The 18,067-nt window shown below is 61.4% G+C and carries 2 protein-coding genes; both read right to left on the bottom strand.

The annotated features are described in order from the left end of the window. Nucleotides 1-86: 86 nt before the first annotated feature. Nucleotides 87-10,088: a Tc toxin subunit A-related protein gene (locus AC3IX4_RS14690; protein WP_489256183.1), complete on the bottom strand. Its 10,002-nt coding sequence runs from the start codon at nucleotides 10,086-10,088 to the stop codon at nucleotides 87-89. 55 nt (nucleotides 10,089-10,143) lie between these two features. Beyond that, entirely contained in the window at nucleotides 10,144-17,877 is a 7,734-nt protein-coding gene (locus tag AC3IX4_RS14685; protein ID WP_489256182.1) for a SpvB/TcaC N-terminal domain-containing protein, read from the bottom strand. Nucleotides 17,878-18,067 lie beyond the last annotated feature (190 nt).

Genomic DNA, 18,067 nt, shown 5'->3' with positions numbered 1-18,067 from the left:
GGCGTTTCTTCCTTGCTCGGTGGTTGTCAGCCACCGACTTCCTACCGCGTGTATCTATCTCCTTTGCTTGCTGTGAGAACGGGGGATCAGGACCAGCGAATCTCTCCTTCGTAGAACAGAATCAACACCAGGTTCTGCACCACTGCCGGGGCCAGCCGCTGCGGGCCGGTCTTGACCTTGAGCGACGGCGGCGTGAGCGCCAGGTCGAACGTGATGCTGGCGGGGCCTTCGATATCGGTCATGCGCGGGGCTGCCGGGAAGAAGTGCGCACCTTTGCCCTGACGGTCCAGTGCGAGGTTCACCGGCTTGCCCTGGCCCAGTTGGACCTGGATATAGGGCGTGTTGGACGATGGGTCGACGTCCGCTGGCGTAACCAATTGCAAGTAAAAACCGGTCAGTACGGCCTTGGTGACGTGATCGGGCGTCAGGTCCGTCAGGGCGATGGCCAGTGCCTGTTTGGTGGTGGAGGTGGGTGCTTCCAGGAACTGATACCAATCGCTGGAGAAACGCTGCGCACAGGCAAAGAAATCGCTGCCGGAGTAACTGCGCATGGAGGGCAGGCGGACCACGTCCTGGCGCAGTTTGGCGCCGCCGTCGACGGCGGTGTAACGCAGTTGCAGCAGCACGTCGGTAATGCTGCGCAAGTCAAACAGATTGGTCGAGCGCGGCAGGCTCAGCCGCCAGGTGGACACCGCACCGGTGCCCTCGAACGGCAGGAAGCGATCATCCGCGCCAGAGCCCTCGAACAGGCCGCTGTCGAACATGCCGCGCGACAGCACGACACTCTGGTTGGCCCACCAGTTGCTGCGCAGCACCGAACTGTCGGGCAATGTGGCGTCGCTGGCCCCCAGCAGGTAGTTGACCGCGTTGACATCGGGCTTGACCAGGATCTGGCTGCTGAGTTGGGTCAGCGTGGCGTGCAGGTTCTGATAGGGACCGGTGATGGCCGGAATGGATACCGCCAGGGTCTTGATCTTGCGCAGGTAGTGGCCGGGGAAGTCGTCGCTGAACATTTTCTCCGGCAGCTCGAACAGGCACTCGCCGGTTTCGATCAAGTCCAGCACCGCCCGCGGGTTCAGTTGCAACAACGACACGGTCTTTTCGATTTCCAGCGTACGGCCGTTGCGATCCAGATAGGATTTTTCCATCTGGTTCAGCGCCAGCATCAACCCTTCGCCCGCCAGCAGACCACGTCGCCCGCCATCCCAATAGCCGAAGTTGATGAAGCTGGTATCGCTGTTGAGCTCGTATTGATAGGCCCGCTGTACCGAACGCGACAGCTCCAGGGCCAGTTGATAGGTCTGGAAGTACAGCACCGACAGGCGTGCTGCCATCCATTGGTACAGCTCTTCGTTGGTGAATTTGTTCTTCAGGAAGGCGTCCATGACCTCGTTTTGCGCCAGGCTGGTCTGCTGCACTTCCAGATCGCGGGCGGCAATTTTCTGCTGCGCCGCATTGCCGGCGATCTGGAACTGGATTTGCGCCACGTCGTAGCCGGCCAGGTCAGACTGCAACTGCCATTCGCTTTCGCGCCGGCGGTACTGGGCCATGGTCAGGTTGAGCTGGGCGCCGAAGTTGGCCAGAATGCCCAGGCCGTCGAGCACTCCGGAGGCTGCGGTGAGTGACGAGCCGAGCTGCGCACCGCCATAGGTCATGGCAAAGGGTGATCCGACCTGCGGCACGGCATAGCCGATGGAGGCCATGGTGCGCACGGCGGTCGCCGAGGTATTGAAGACCGTGGCCAGGGTCATGTAGACGATGTTCTGGATCTCGTTGGAGGACAGCCCCCGGCCGATCTGGTCGGTGTACCAGGACTGGCGCTTTTGTGCGCTGAGCAAACTCTGGCCCAGGGCTTGGCCGGCCTGGGAGGACTCGGTCACCTGTTGCTGCTTGATCAGGGTGGTCATTTGCAGCAGCGTGTTCTCTTGTGAGTTGCGCAGCAGCGCCAAGGCCTCGCCGTCGCGCTTTTCCAGGGTCGACAGCAGTTGGGCGCCCAATTGGCTGACCGCAGCGGTCAGCCCCTTGGCACGCTCGATCAGTGAGGCGAACCGGTAGTACGGGATCGGCATACTGTATGGCGCGGCCAATGTCGACGAGCCGGCACTGGCGCGGGCCGCCTGAATCAGGTCGCGGGGATTGAGCGGTGGCTCGAACAGGGCCAACGTACGGACCTGGCCCGCCATGTTCATGCAGTGCCGGATCTTGAACAGACGGTCGTCCACCAGGTCCCAGTACGCCGTCAGCTCGCTGTTTTCCGGAATGCAGAAGTAGCTGTTGATGTCGTTGAACGGTACATCGCTATAGGCCACGTACCCGGGCAGTGCGCCTTGAACCTGCGGCGCCAGTGCCATGGGGGTGTTTTCCAGGCGGATCAGGAATTCGGGGATGCCATTGGCGAACACGCGGTATTGCGAGGTGCTGTCGGGCAGCGGATTCCAGGGCATCTCCACGGTAACGGTGCGTGTGGCCGCCGCGTAGCCGGTGATGTAGCTAGTCTGATTGATGCCGGCGCCTGCGGTGATGGTCACGTAGTAGCCGGCGTAGGCATCCGGCGTGGTGGGCGCCGTGGTCGCCAGCGTGAGGGTGTTGATGGTGGCGCTGACGACCGTGCCGGTGGCGATGGTGCGGTTGTTGTACTCCTGCTTGACGTCGTTGTAGCTCATGGGCTCGGGTGCGGCGCAGGTGCCCGTTGCCACGGGCCGATGCCCCAGCAGTTCGTTGGCCAAAACATACAGATTGGTGGCCTGGTTGATTGACTCTCGGGTGTCCTGGGCGAACAGGAAATCGCCCCAGCCCAGCAAGTTGTCGATGTACTTCATGACAATCGCCTTGGCATAGGCCGCCGTGCGCAGCCGTGCGATGGCATCAGGGTCAAAGGGATCATTGTTGTAGGCGGCGATCTGCGCCGGATCGGTCAGGATCTGCGTCAGTGTCTGCAGGTCCATCGTGCGAAACGGGAGGAACCGCCAGAACCGCTCGGCGTCGGCCCCGCTATTGCCTTCGGGCTGCTGGGTCGGGTTGAAAATGTACTCGTACCATTGCTTGGCTTCGGCGTAGCGCTGGTTGTTGTGCAGACTGTCAGCGACGAGGAAGGGTGCGTGGAAAAAGATTTCCCAGAAGTACAAGCCATAGGCACCGTAAAAATCCAGGCTGTCGCTGGGCGGTGCAATGACATTGGTCGCATTGGGCCCCAGTCGGCTGAAGGGCGGCTCTGGAGTCAATTGTGATTCAACGCTCAGCAATTCCGGAATGCCACCGAGCAGCAGGCGCTGGTTCAACGTCCGCAAGAGCGTGGTGGTGATCCGGTCAAACGCGAAACGCAGCTTGTCCAGCGCCGGAGCGGGACGAGTGGCCGTGTAGGCCTGGGTCTGCAGATAGAACTCGTCCGAGGGGAAAGGAACGTTGCTGGCCTGGGCCAACAGCACATCGGAAATAGGCTGGATGCCTGGGTCGCCAGCGCGTACCAGGAAGGCTTCGTCGCCGTTGTCGAACAGATAGGCGCCCGGGCTGTTCTTGACGGTGACCACACTGGCGGTGGCGCCGAACACGGTATTGAGCAACGACACTTCGCAACTGCTGGTGGTCAGCGGCGCAGCGGGATAATCATCGCACTGATAGTTATCCTGCATGATGTTCCAGGTGCTCGACTTGCTGACGCCGAACTTGCCGCTCGAACGCACGAGGGCGGGCACATAGGGTTGCGGAAAGGTGGCGGGTACGCCGGGTGGGTTGTTGATCAGTGCGGTGTTGAGCCGGCTTTGTACCATTGAGCTGCTCAGGGTCAGGCTCTGCTGGAACGGCAGGTAGCCGGTGATGTACTGGATCGGCGCGGCGACCATGTTGTTGAAGCGCTGTACCATCGAGTAGGCGTTGGACTCGATCTGGTACTTGCTGGCCGGCATGGCGGTGCTGGGGGCGGTAGTCTGGGGCAGGGGGCCACCGGCCGCAAAGGACACACCGAAGCCATAGTTGAGGAAGATCTGCTCACCGTTGGGGTGGACGGTCGGTTGGGTGTATTTGACCGGTGGCACGTACAACGGATAAGGCTTTTTCCAGAAAATCAGTTTGGGATTGAACAACGGCGTGTAGCCGGACATCACGTCGGACACGTACTTGTCGAGCTTGTAGGCCTCGTTGTAGGTGATGACGATATTGCTTGCCAGTGTCTGCGGCGCTATCCAGCCGCCGCTGCTGTCCTGAAACGACACTTTGAGGCTGGCCGACACGTCAGTGATGGTGGTGGAGGTCGCGTTGCCCCCCTCGGATGAGATGCGTGAACCGTCCACCATCTGCTGCTCGGCCCAGAACAGATTCAGGCGATTGAAGGCATAGATCGGCGTGACATAGGGCGCTGCGATGCTGATCTTGGCCTGTAGCCAGGGTGTCCAGCCGTTCACCGCGTCATGATTGCGGGTGTAGTAGAGCGCCGGCTCAGTGTTGCTGCGGGCCGCCAGGAACAGCGTGTCGAGTTCGCCGCGACCGGTGATGACGTAGACCGATGTGTTGTCTGGCGTCGTGGTCCAGGGCTGGGCCACGGTGGCTTGGCCCATGCCGTCATAGTACGAGATCAGGTTGATCTGATTGGCACCCTTGCCCGCGGTGATGACGATGCGCATCCCGGTGTAGGCCCCAAAATAGGGTGAGGCCGCCGTCGAAAGATTGATGGTGTTGCTGGCGCCGCCCGTCGCGGTGCCCTGGTTGTGAACCACTGAGGTCCCGGGCAGTTGCAGGCGGCAACTGTAGGCCGAGGCGTTGGTCAGGCCGGCTACCGCGTTGACGCCCTGGAAGTAGCCCTGATAGGCCTGCGACACGGACTTTTCCGAGATGTCGGTTTGCATTAGCGCATCCACCAGGTCCTTGAATTCAGGGGTCTGTTTACTGCGCAGCGCCGGCTCGAGGTAGTTCTCCGGGTACAGGAAAATCTTGCGGTTGGCTTCCCAGACGCGGTAAGCGGACATCCATTGCCACCAGACATCGGGGATGTTCGACAAATCGGTGACACCCGGTTCCAGCATCAGGCGGCAGCGCTGCATATAGAGCTGCACGGCGGCGATGCCCTGGGCGATGTACGAGGTGGTGTCGCAGCCACACATCTGCACATCGATCAGCAGGTACTTGTAGAGCGCATCGGGCGAATCGATTTGCGGATAAGTCTGTTGCAATAACCAGAGGGTGTAACCCAGCAACGCGTCCCGGCGCTGTTGGCTTATGGCACTGGACAAATCGCTGTTGACGTTGCCGAAATCGCCGTTGCCGAACTTGGCGTTGACCGCAGCCTGTGTGGCGCGTGCGATATCGGTATACACCCGCCAGTTGGCCGCAATGATGCCCTTCGCATCGGCGGCGGGCAGGTAGCCCAGCCCGTCGATACGCAGCAAGGTGGAAATCTCCAGCCCGGTGGTCGCGCCAATCACAAAGCAGTCATTGAGCCGTGCGATACCCCGCACCGTGCCAGGCCCCATGGGGGTGGCGGCCGGCAATTGGGGCCAGAAGCGGCGCTCCAGGGTGACGATCTGCGGCACCGGCCAGTGGCTCAACGTCGACAGGGCCGATGTGGTTGGCCCGGGCAGGGTGGTGTCAGGCGGACGACGCAGATAGTCGATCAGGCTCGCGCTCTTGTTATCGAACTGGCGCACCAGCACCTTGAACAGCGAGAACGTGGCCAGATCATCCAGCGTCAGTTGTTGCGGGTCGCTGATACCGAAGGCTTGTGGAATAGCACCCACCGCGAGGATCTCGGCGGTGTTGAAGGCCAGGGAGTCGAAGGTCACCACGCCGCGTGCCAGGCTGGCGATAAAGGGCGGTAGCCCGGGCTCCACCTGGCCATCGATCAATGGGGTCAACAGGTCGTCGAGGTAGTCGTCCAGGTCGGTGGCCTGAGTGGCTACCGGGATCAGCGCGGCCAGCCGTTCGGCACTGGTACCCAGCAAATCCCCCAGCGCTTGCATGGCGTTGCCTTGCTGCAGGGCGTCATAACTGACGATCGTCTGAGCGGTATGGCCGATGCTTTGCGCCTGGCCCAGCAGATTTTGCTTGACCTCGCCGCGCCGGGCGTCAGCGGCCGGTGTCGCTAGCAGTTCCAGGGTCATGTCCAGATAGGCACCGGTCTCGGCCGAGGCGGCAGCATCCAGCGCCAGCGTGGTGGCTGAGCCACCGCGGGCGGTGCCTTGAGTGATGATCTGCACGACCGCGTAAGGGCTGGCGGCGTCGGGTACGCTGGTCCAGGGTGCTTGCAAGGTCGCCGTGCGTGTTGCCCCGTCATAACTGTAGATCAGGGAGGACTGGCCGGTCCCGCTGCCTCCCGTCAGGCGCAGGGTCATGCCGTTGTAGGCACCATTAACGTCCGATGCGTCCGATGCCAGCGTGAGGCTGTTGCCGCTGGCGGCCAGGGATTTGCCTTGTTGAATCGGCTGCACGACCTGGTAGCAGGTGGTGTCGTCGGGCGTTGTGGCCCAGGGCGCGGCGATCGTGACGCTGCGGGTTGGCCCGTCGTAGGCGCTGATGGTCGCGTTTTGCCCGGCACCCTGACTGATGAAAAGGAAGTCCAGTTTGACGCTGGGCGAGAATGACGAGGTCAGCAGACCCGACAGCAGGATTTCCAGGCTGCATGCCTTGTAGGCGTCCGGCGTGTCACTGGCACTGGCCTGCAAGGTAATCGTGCTGGTGGTGGCTGAGGCAGCCACACCTGTGGCCAGGCATTGCTGGATCGAATAGGCGGTGGTGGCATCGGGCAGCGTCACCCAGTCCGGGCCGACCGTCGCGACGTGCGTGGCACCGTCGTAGGACAGGATGAGCGCTTGCTGGCCGGTGCCCGTGCCAGCAGTCAACCGTAGCGTCATGCCCACGTAGACCGCATTGTCGCTGGCGCTATCGGCTGCCAGCGTCAGGGTGGTGATGGAGCCTCCCTGGGCTACGCCTTGGGTGATTGCTTTCCAGACCGCATAGAGGCTGGAAGGTCCGGGTACTGCTCCGCTGTTCCAGGGGCTGGCCATAGTGGCCTGGTGGGTGGTGCCGTCATAGGCCGTGATGTCGCGACGTTGTTGCGCAGCAGGATCCAAGGTAACCAAGGCTGGCTTTTGTTGAGACAGCAGCCGTAACGACCGGGCCGACGCAGCGGGATCGATGTTCTTGGAGACAAATTGGTCGCCCCCCATCGGCAGCGCAAACGCGAACTCTGTGAAGTAGATAGTGCTTTGGGTCGCCAGCAGGACACTGAGTACCTGGTTACGTTTATTGGGCGCGTCGGACTGGCCGGTAAACAGGAAGGAGAGGTCGGTGGACACGGTGAGTTTCTGCGAAACGGTGGCCAGGTCGGCATCGTTTGCCAGCGGCAGCAAGAGCGGCGGCAGGGCGCTCACCAGGTTTTGATACACCACACTGGCTTGGTCGGCCGGGATGTCAGCAGTGATGAAGGATTGGGCACTCAACGGGAAGTGTGCGGCTGCCTGCTGGTACGCCGAGGCCTGGTTAAGCAGCACACCGATGGCGCTGAAAAAGCCGGTTTCTACCAGCTTGGTGTAGAGCCGGGGCGCATCGATCGAGCCAAAGATAAAGGCCTGTGGGGTGAGCAGCGAAGGGGCTGACACCGTTGCCAGGTTCTGCACGAACGGGGCGATATCGTCGGGCCGATACGCGGGCGTGAAGTACGGCGAGACCACGCCGCTCAGGACGTACAGCGCGGAATAGACGGTGAAAGGCGAGGCATTGAGCCAGTCGACCATGTGCTTTTGTTGCAGCGCCGCGTTCACGGTCGGTTGCAACACGCCGTTGGCGGGCAGCGTGCTGCCCTTGCCGGGGAAGTACAGCAAGCCCTGCAACAGCAGATACTCATCGATTGTCAGCTCGAAGATGGACGCGGCCTTGGCCAGCCGGTACAGCCAGGTCAGCTCGCTCAGGCTGAGGGTCAAGGTGCCGGTGGGCGCACCCCGCAGCGCACTGACGAACAGGCCGAGGCGGGTCAGGTCGTCGTCATTGCAGGCCAGTGCAGCCACCAGGCGGGCCCGTATCGTGCCGTTTTGCCCGGTGTTGTCGGCAATGGTCCAGGTCAGCGGACGCGCTGGATCGAAGGGCGTGGGTACGATGCTGGCATACGGGTTTTCACCGTTGAGCAGGGCAGGGTTGTTAAACATGCGGTCAAACAGATCTGCCGGGGCAGGGCCGTCGCCCTTGCCGATGCTTTTCATATCGGCCCAGAAACTGCACAGGCTGACAACGTCCAGCCCGGTCGACACTTGCAGGCGCTGGATGCCGGACATGGCCTTGATGGCCGCCTGGTCGATTTCGAGGGCATTTACGGATTTCATGGCCCAGTCCAGTGCCGCGTAGTCCCAGCTCAAGGCAGCGGCCAGGCGGATAAACCGGTTCAGACGGTCCAGGCGCAGCAGGGAGGTGTTGCTGATTCGGTAATAGGGCGCGTCGACGTTGCTGTCGTCGATCACGATCGCCATCGGCGACAGGTTTTCGCCGGTATTATTGATAAAAAAACCGTTGGCCAGGCCCGCTGCTTGCTCATCCGCGCTAAGCCCTTGAACCAGCAGGAACTGCAACTGATCCCAGCTCAAGGTGGTACGCGCCTGGAACACCGCGACGCGGCTGAGTTGGGCCAGGTCGAAACTCTGGTAGCCGTAGTACGGCGCGATTTGCGCATGGGTACTCAGCGGTGTGGTGACGATGCGGTACTGCTCGATACTCAAGCCGGCCACTTCGCGGTCGGCGGCCAATTCGTCGACGATCAGGTACTGAGTCGAGGCGTCTGGTTGCACGAGCCAGGGCCGGTCAACCGTCGCCAGCCGTGATGTGCCGGTGTAACCGGTGATCTGGCGAATTTGGCCCACACCCGGGCCCGCCACCAGTTGCAGGGTCAGGGTCAGGTAGGCGTTGTCGACGGTGGACGCCGAAGCGGCCAGGGTCAACGTGGTAGCGCTGGCGGCCTGTGCAAGGCCCTGGTTCAGTGGAGCAGTCAGCGCGCCGTAGATCTGCGGCAGGCTGGTCTTCAACGCGCTCAGATAGCTGCGGATTTCAGCCAGTGGCAGGTTGGCCGGCAGGTTGAACGGGTAGGGCGCGGCGGCGAGGGTCTGGAAGGGGTCGTTGGCAATGGTGTATTGCGTTGTGGCGTCTGGCGTGACACTCCATTGCTGGGTGACATTGGCGACCTTGGTCGCGCCATCGTAGGCCGCGATTTCGCGCAACTGATTAACCCCGGTGCCGGCCGTCAGCAGGATCCACATACCGCTGTAGCGGTCTTTGTCGGGTGAGGCGCTGGCGGCCAGGGTAATGCTGGTTGTCGCACCCGCCTGGGCCTTGCCCTGCGCCTGGGGCTGGGCTTGGCCGATTTGGCGGCTCAACACCTGATTGACGATGTCGAGGGTGGCGACAGGGGTATCGGTGTTGGCGCACGTCAGCTCCAGATCGAACAGGTCGGGGCGGCGTTGTGCCAACGGGTAGCCGGCCGGGATGTTGTCGCTGGTTTTGGTGCTGTTGGGATCGGTGATGTAGTCGTCGGTGATCCTCATCAGGTCCAGGAAGTACGCGGCCGGCCCGAAAATCGATACGCACTCGCGGCACTTGCAGTAATTGAGCGAGCCGAACAGGTCCTGATAGCTGGGAATCTGGCTGAAGTAGCCGTCGATTTCCGGGTTTACCTGGTTGGCTACCATCCCGCCAAAATGCGGTGAATCGAGCATGGAGTGCAGGTTGGCGTGCAGGTGTTTGACCGAGCCTTTGATACCACAGGCGCGCCGATGCAATGCCCGGGCCGCGTCCAGATTGCCTTCGAACAACTGGGCATACTCACGCACGAAGCGGTGCTCTGGGATGCCGGCGATGCGATGCGCCGAATCGAATCCGGCGGCTTGCAAGCGGCTGCCCAAGGTGCCGTCGGTGGTAATGCGTGCCAGCCGTTGCTGTTGCTGCAAACGGGCGCGCAGCACCGAGTCGAGTTTTTCCAGCCAGGCCGAAGTGGTCGGTGTGGTCTTGTAGAAATCGAAGTGCAGCAGGTCGAAGTCGGGGTGCTCCGCATGAAAACGCAACAACTGGGCGTCTCCGGCACTGAGGGCCTGTTTGGCATCGCTCGATAACATTCTGGGCATGATTGCTTCCTGCAAGGGATGGCGTTAGGGGGGCGCCGCATACAACGAACGCGGGCTACTTCAAAATCCTGCTCATGACAAACAGCACCAACTGGGCTTGCCTGACCCGTAGCGGCATCAGGGCCGTCATCGGCGGCCGATAAAGGGTGAGCCAGTTGGCCCGCTGGAACCGGACCGGCAGGTTTTGCCGCGCAGGCTGATAGATGGTCAGCGCCCTGACGGGCTGCCTGATCACGGCAGGCAGGGTCGAGCGCCGGGGCAACAGTATCAGGTCGCGGGGCATGGGCTTGTAAGGAACAACGGCTGTGGTGCCGGAATAACCGCCCCAACCGTTCCACGGGTTCCACCCCGACCCGCTTGTCCAACTGCGCCAGTTCTTCATCGTTGTGCGCAGCAGCATCGGCCCGAACAGGCGAGCCAGCACCAAGGCGCCGACGGCCAGTCCGATATGCTCATTGGAGACGGACTGCCAGAGCTTTTCGGCCTGCTGTGCCTGGTGATCCATGTAGACCATCTTCTTCGGAATACCGGACAGCCAAGGACGGTTGGTGCGTTGGTAGAACCAGAGCTTTTTCTGATCTTCCTGGAATTTGCTGTAGACCTTTTCCGTCTCATACGCATGCCCGTACATGCTTAACATCTGCCCCACCAGCAAGGGCGACAGCAGGAGTTTCATCGGCCTGGGCAAGGACGATAGAAACAGCTGGCGGCTCAAGCCCAGCGAGGTGCCTACGGTCAAGACATTACCCAGCAACTCGCCCGTCGTGTTTCCCCAGAACGTGGGAGTGGAGGTTTTTGTCCGCAGTTCGCTGTGCAAGGTCGTACCCATGAAAGGGATCGGCACCAGGGACCAGGGCGCCCTGTTTGACTTGATCATGTCGATGATGCGCGGATCGAAGTACTTCGCCGGATCCACGCCCCAGGCAAGGGACAGGTTGTAATAGAGCAGCTTGCTTTCTTCACGCCGATCGAGAGCGGCTTCTCGCGTGGCCTGCCTGACGTTTGCGTCCAACGAAAAGCGCTGCATGAGTTGCTTGGGCGCATTGACGTAGGCAATGCGCGGCGCGTTATAGATGGTGAACATGAAGGTCTTGAGCAGCCCTTGCGCAAACAGCTCGTACGGGGTGGGCGGTTTGGGCGCGTTCGGCTTGGTTTTGCCGCGGCCGTCATGATCCACGTAGCTCAACGGGTTGTTATTGACGAACTGCATCAGGTTGGCGCCGTCCACCGGGCCGGCCGGATCCGGGTTCAGCCAACGGCCTTGCCAGCTCAGGTAGTAGCGCGCGCCGTAATAGTAAAACCCGGTGCTGTCGTCGACTTCCTTACCGCTGTAGCGCAGCGACTTGGCGGCGACGTGTGCTTGATCCTGGCCCGCGATGATGGACGTGCCGCCGAAGGGAAAGAACGCCTCGTAGCTCACCAGCGCCGCGTCTTCATCCAGCTCGACGCTGACCGAGCCCAGTTTGTCGTCCAATTGGTAGCGGCGCTGCGCGCCGACGCCACCTTGGTTACTGACGAGCAGGGCGCTGTTACCGTCCTGGATACGCAACGAGTTGACGGTATCGGTCAGGCCGGTAAGCAGGTCGGTGGTCTGGCGCTGTACATAGCTCCCCACAACGAGCCGGATTTCGCGCAGCCTCGCCGGTTCGCCGACGGCCGACGCGCGCTCCATGACGCGCTGGACCTGCTGATTGGTGAAGTCGTAGGCCAGCCAGACGCGTTCGACGTCGCCGTCAGCCTTCTCGATATCGCCGGTGTGCACCAGGTTGTTGCGCTCATCCCAGCCCAGCGTCACGGCGCCTTGTAGCTCGGTTTGCAGGGTATTGCCATTGGCGTCATAAGGAACGCCGAGCAATCGGTTGGAGGTGGCCGTTACCGGGTTGTCGCGTTCGAACGAAGCGCTGGCCGCGTGATGACGGGTTTGCAGCAAATTGCCGGAGTCGTCAAAGGCGTAATTGTCCTGATAGTTCTCCAGCGTCACTTGTGGGCCGCTGGCCGGGCAGAGCTCGGCATAGAGGCTTTGCATGAACCCGCTGACGTGGGTGTCGGCCTGGATATCCGGGTGTTGCAGCCCGGTGGCGCTGATCAGGCGATACAACGGATCATAGTAATAAGCGCCCAACGCCTCCGGCTGTTTGGCGCCGCAAAACACCTGCTCGGCGGTGCGGTCATGCATCAACCCCAGATTGCCCACCGGGTCGTAGACGTAACTGACTTGCTGGACCGTCGGGTCCCGTGGCATGCCGCTGCTGGCGTTGGCGGGACGTTGGGCACTGATCGAGATCAAACGCTCGGTGGTGATTTCGTAATCGAGCGTCTGAAGGGCCTGATTGCCGTAGAAGATTTGTTCACGCTGATCACTGGCGCTGTAGACAATATCAATGATGAACGGCCCGCTCACGCCGCCACTGGCCAGCGTCATGCCTTGCAGTCGACCTGACAAGGCGTAGGACCAAGTGATCACACTGTTGTCCGGCGTTTTTTCGCTGAGTTTACGGTGCAAGGCGTCGTAACTGTTCTGTGTGCGAAAGACGCCTGGTTGCAGCGCTACGGGGGCGCCCCAGTTCGGTGGCAGCCGTGCGTCCAAGGCAAACTGGCGGGTACTGTCCACGCTCTGGCCGAGCATTGAGTAGCGCTCATGAGTCAGTGTTCCGGCCTCGTCCTTGAGCACGTAAAGCTGGCCGTTGAGATTGCGTTCGGCCGCGTCCGGCGCGGTTTCGCCGTAGGTCAGGAGTTCGCTGGTACGTTGCGTGCCGTCAGCCTCGGTTACCTGGGTGCGTAGGAGCCGTGCCAAACCGTCAAACCACTTTTGCTGTGTGCGTCCCAGGGTGTCCCAGGCGTATACCGGTGTGTCCAGGGCCGACATCAGGACCCAGCGGTTGCCGGCGTCGGCGCTATTCGTCCGCGCGGCCTGGCTGGATGCCATTGGGTAGGCGTAGCGGAAATTGGCGTTATCAGATCCGGTCTGCACGTTGGCAAGATAGAGGCGCGGGTCAACCCATTCGAGCACTCGGCCATAACGATCCGCGGCGATGAAGCTGGTCAGGCAGGTTTGTACCAACAGCGTGGTCGTGGCTTGCGCATAGGTGCTGTAGGGGGCCGGCAGTGTTAACACGAAACCCGCGGTATAGGGTTGGAACAAGGCACTGACCCAGGTACCGGGCTGCCCGGCGCGGGTTTCAAGGTAGCCCGCTGTGACCAACGCAGCCCAGAGTTCAGCGCTGGTAACGGTACCGCCGGCGACGATTGCGGCAAACGCGTCGGGTGCAACTTCGCCCAGGTTGCAGACCACAAGTCGGCATTTCTCCCCGAGATTGTCGATCACGCTGGCCACCGGCGTGTTGTAACAGGGCAGTGCTTGCAGCAATACGTTCTTTTCGTCGATCTGCGCGGGGGTGGGGTTGGCCGGATAGTTGGCCATGAAGTCCACGTAGTACGGCGCGTCGGGCAAGGTGTCGTTTTCGTCGTAGTCCAGTGTCTGCCAGGCCTGATGGACTGTCAGGGTGAAAAAACCCTTGGGCGTGTCGACCCGGATAACGCGACCGAGGGGATCGTAGCGGGTGATGCTCGGTGGTGGTGTCACATCGGCGTTGACCAGAAGCTGCTGGTTCTCGTAGGTGGCGATGTTGGAGTAGTAAGGCAGGTACTGTTGCGCAGGCAGCCCCTTGTTGTTGTAGACGGTGCGTCCCGACACCTGCCAGCGCCGACCGACCAGTTCGCGGCGAGGCTGGCCAAGGGTATCCAGCAACAGCATGCCACGGGCATCGTGTAGCAGCGCCGGGCCGGACTCGCACTCACGTTTGGCCTCCGCCACCTGGCCGAAACCGTCGGTGAACTCGATGCTGCATTCGATCGGGGCATCAGGTGCCTCATCCGACACAAAGCGGGTGCGGTGCAGGCTTATGGCGCTCGCAGGTTGGGAGTCGGCGTCCTGGCGCGGCGTCACGTCATAGAAATAGAACGCGCTGGCACCCTGAAGGTAATAGGCAGGGTCTGCCAGTACGGCATCGAATGTCGCGTCGGCCCGAACGATGTAGTCGGCGAGGTCCATGTCGCCCACGCGGGGCAGGCCGCCGTTGGCGGGTTTGAACTGCGATTGAGCCAACACGTTGCCGCGGGCGTCGTACAAAACTTGCTGCACCACGCCATTGGCGTCGGTCAGTTGCCAGGGTTCCAGGGTCTGATAATCGATCAGCGCCTGGCTGCTGAGTGAGGTCTGCGCGTCGATGGACTCGGTAACGCTTACCGGGAACAGCGCATAGGGCGTGTCGTAGGTCACGGATGCCGAGGCAAAGAGCGTAGAGCCTGGCTGGCTCCACAGGTCACCGATACGCTGGAAGTACAGCGATGACTGGTCAGGCGGCGCATAACTCGTCGTGACGGAGGGTGCGATCCAATAACCGCTGCCGTCCGGTGCCATGCCGGCATCCTGCAGCAGTGTGTCGTCAAGCCGGGAGCCAAAAGTCTCGGTGCGCCAATAGTCCGAGAAGCGGGCTTCTTCGCCATGGTGCAACAGGACCCTCGCAGAGACTTGGCCCAATGGCAAGGGGGCATCTTGCGCAAGGTTCCAATAGTAGTGGCGGTTGCGCGCCGAGAGCCGCGCTTGCAGCGTGCCCGAGGTGAAGGGTTGGCCGTAGGCAATTGGCGCAGCCAGGGCTGTGTCGATCTGCTGATGCAGGGTATCCCAGTCGAAATAACCGGAAGTGGGTGGTGTCAGCCCACCCATTTCGAAAGAGTGCTGCTCGATTGGCACGCCGATCAAGCGAAACGGTGCTAATACCCGTGTCAGCCATGACTCATCCAGGTTGGCTTTGATGCTCCGTTGTTCGGGGTAAACGACGGCGTCGGCCTGGTTGCGCCGACCCAGGAACACGATGCAACGCCGCTCGTGATAGCTGGTCTTGCCGGCGTCGGGATCGAACTGGCTGGACGCCAGCAGAAAGGTCTGGTGAATGCGCGGGTCAGCGGGCTCACGCTCGTAGTCGTACTGGATCGATTGCCGGTCACGCACGGTAAACGCGCACAGGCCGCCGGGCCCAGCCGGTTGGATCAACAGCACGTCGAAATTGGTATCGGTGACGGTATAGGGGAAGGGGGCCAGTAGCGGGTCGCCATCGTCGGCGTACACCTCAGCATGGATCACCCGCCCGGCCAAGGCTGCATGGGCCTGCATCAGCGCCTTGCCACCCGAGGCAAGAACCGCAGCGTCGAACACGTTGCTCAAGGGTGGGGCGGCGAGGGGATCACCCTGGAAATACTCCCTGGCGTATTGCGCACTCAGCTCTGCAGATTGAAAGTACGCGCCCAGGCAGAACCATGTCTTGGTGTGCACCGGCGGCACCTGCAACTCGGCGTCGATGCGCTCTACAGGCCAGGGTGTGCCCGGTGCGGCAGCGAAGGGCGCGTAGCTCTGCGCGTCCCAGGTTTCGACGTAGCCGAACCCGCGAAAAATGCGTGTATCAGGATCAAAATACCCATCGTGATACGCAAAGCGTTGGGTGAACGTCACTTGCGACACAGCGTCGCTGCTGACGATCTCCGTCACGACCTGCACGGGAAATGGCAGGCGGGTGGCCCAAGGGCGACCGGCTTGTTTATCGGCGAGGTAAAACCGCGTGGAACTGGCGTAACGGATTTGCGCGGTTGCGCCCAGGCCATTGTCGGTTGCCGTCAGCAGATAGGGTTTGCCACCGGCGTCCTGCGCCATCTCGACTTCAGGCTCGGTACTCGCTTGAGACGCACACAGGTCGCAGTACCAATGCTCAACCTGGGGCGAGATGCGGGTGATCACGATCGAGGTGGTGCCATTGCCAAGAATGTCAGCAAAGGAAATCTGATCGTTTTCCCCCAGCCGGACGGGGAGCGGCACACGCAGCGGCTCAGAGAAGCCATTGCCGCTCTGATTCCGGAAGATCAGCAGGTGGTCGGTCAGTGCGAACACAATGTCCACGGTGCCCGCGCCGTCCACATCGGCAAAATTGAGGCGACCGGCAGACATTTGCCGTGCGAAGTGTGGTGAATTGGCCAGGACGCGTCGCGCGCCATATCGACCGTGGCCCAGGCAGGGCCAAACGGCTACCTCACCATTGCTCACCCTTACACGATGCGACAGGCCGTCACCGAAGACGTCCGCGAACGACACGGACACGCTCTCGGAGTTGGCGCTCGTAGCAGGAAAACCATCCGGGCGTTTGGTGGCATGCGCCGAACCATAGCCGGCCAGCCCCAGGGAGGGGTAGTAATGCAGTTGAGTCAAACCGGTGAGCAGCAGGTCGGCTTTGCCGTCGCCATTCAGATCGACCGGCTCGGCGGAGTTACCGCCATAGGCAGTGGGAATCTGCGGTAAGGAGCGCAGCCCTGACCAGCCTCCGTCGTCGTTGTGCTGGAAATAGCCACTGGAACTGCCGGCGGTCACCCGCAATTCCAGGCGGCCGTTGCTGTCCAGATCGGTCAAGGCCAGGTTGGAATTGGCGAGATTGCGGCAGTCCGGAAACACGGCAGGCGTGAGCGGTGCGTTGTAACAGCCATCGCCCAGCGGTTCGTAATAGCAGGTGGACACACCATCGCTTTGCAGAAAGCCCGGTAGGCCGGCACCGTCCAAATCCACAGGCTGATAACTGCCGGGCGCCAGATAGCCGGGCAGGGGGGCCGCGCGCTGTACTGAAAGGCGTTGAAAGCGCGGCACGGGCGCAGGGGCGAACTCACGAAAGCGCCAGGCAACAGGTGGCAGGCTCTGTATCTGATAAGCGCCATCCGCCTGGCGGCCATAACCGATTGACTTCAGGGTATCCAGCGTCGAGAGGTACAGCGATTCCGTGTAGTGCAGGCGCATCGCTGCGTTCAAGCAAGGGGTGGCTCCCAGTTCGGTGGGGAAATGCAGAAACGTCAGTACGCCTTGGCAAAGACGGCGGGTGCGGATTTCAAAGCCACTGCGGAAACTGGAAAAGGCGTCGGGCCGGGATAGCCACGGCCGCGTCGGCGTATAAGGGTTGGCGCCGGGCTGGTCCAGATGATCGAGGTCGTATTCGCCATAATCGAATACCACTTCATAGGCAAAGGCTTCCTTCTCCAGGGTGCCAGGCAAGTAGTTGCCGTAGCGTATGGCCTGGATGTACCGGTTGGTTGATCCGGTGGCTTGGTCCTTGGCATCGTGCTGAGGCGAGTCGTCACTTTTGTACTGGTACTGCGCGCGATTTCCCTTTGCGTCGAATACTTCTTCGAGCAGCCACTCGACTATGTGGCTGGGATCGTCCGGGTCTGAAATACGCGCTGCGGGGCTGAGGCCAAAATGCGACTCGACATTGTCGCTGCTGACCACACGCCAATAAGAATGACGGTCCGCCAGGCGGGTCCATTGTTCAATCAGGGGCTGGGAGCCAGCCTGTTGCGGGATATAGGTCTGAATCAGCCAGGAATCGCCGGCAACGTCGGTTTCTGTGCGTGTGTCAGGTTCCCAGAGACCGGCGTTCCAGACCCCCTTGGCGACGAGAATGCCCACTTCGCTGAAGACCAGGGTGTCGGCCTGGGTATAGCTGGGCACACCGGCTGCGGTGGCCCGGGAAATCGAGGGCAGGGCGATGGTGACGCCTGCACCGTAGGGGCCGTTGCCTGCTCCGGAGTGATAAACCAGGTTGAGGGCGGGAGCCAAAGCACGTGCCTGGGGCAGGTTGATTGCCACGCTCAGTGTGGCCGTGCCAAGGGAACCAGGCGCTTGTAATCCCAAGCCCAGGCCGCGTATCGCACCGCCGCCTTTGGGCAACGAAATATCCGCCATCTGAATGCTCGTCACTTCCCACCTCTTCCTTGATTCGGGGGCGAATCCCCACAGCGCACTGTCACCCTTAGCGCCACGAAGTGATTGACCCATGAACGACTTGTTAAGTATCAAGCATTGATAAAAGACATTGCTTTTTATAGATGAGTAGAAATTTAATGCAAGTTTTCGACTGTGGTTTTTTTGAACTTTAAAGTTGAAATAA

The sequence above is a fragment of the Pseudomonas sp. KH_021 genome (assembly GCF_057838865.1).
This window is presented reverse-complemented; position numbering and strand designations above follow the sequence as displayed.

Excerpts from the sequence above, each read along its gene's own strand:
- AC3IX4_RS14690 (WP_489256183.1), bottom strand. The coding sequence starts at position 10,088 with ATGCCCAGAATGTTATCGAGCGATGCCAAACAGGCCCTCAGTGCCGGA.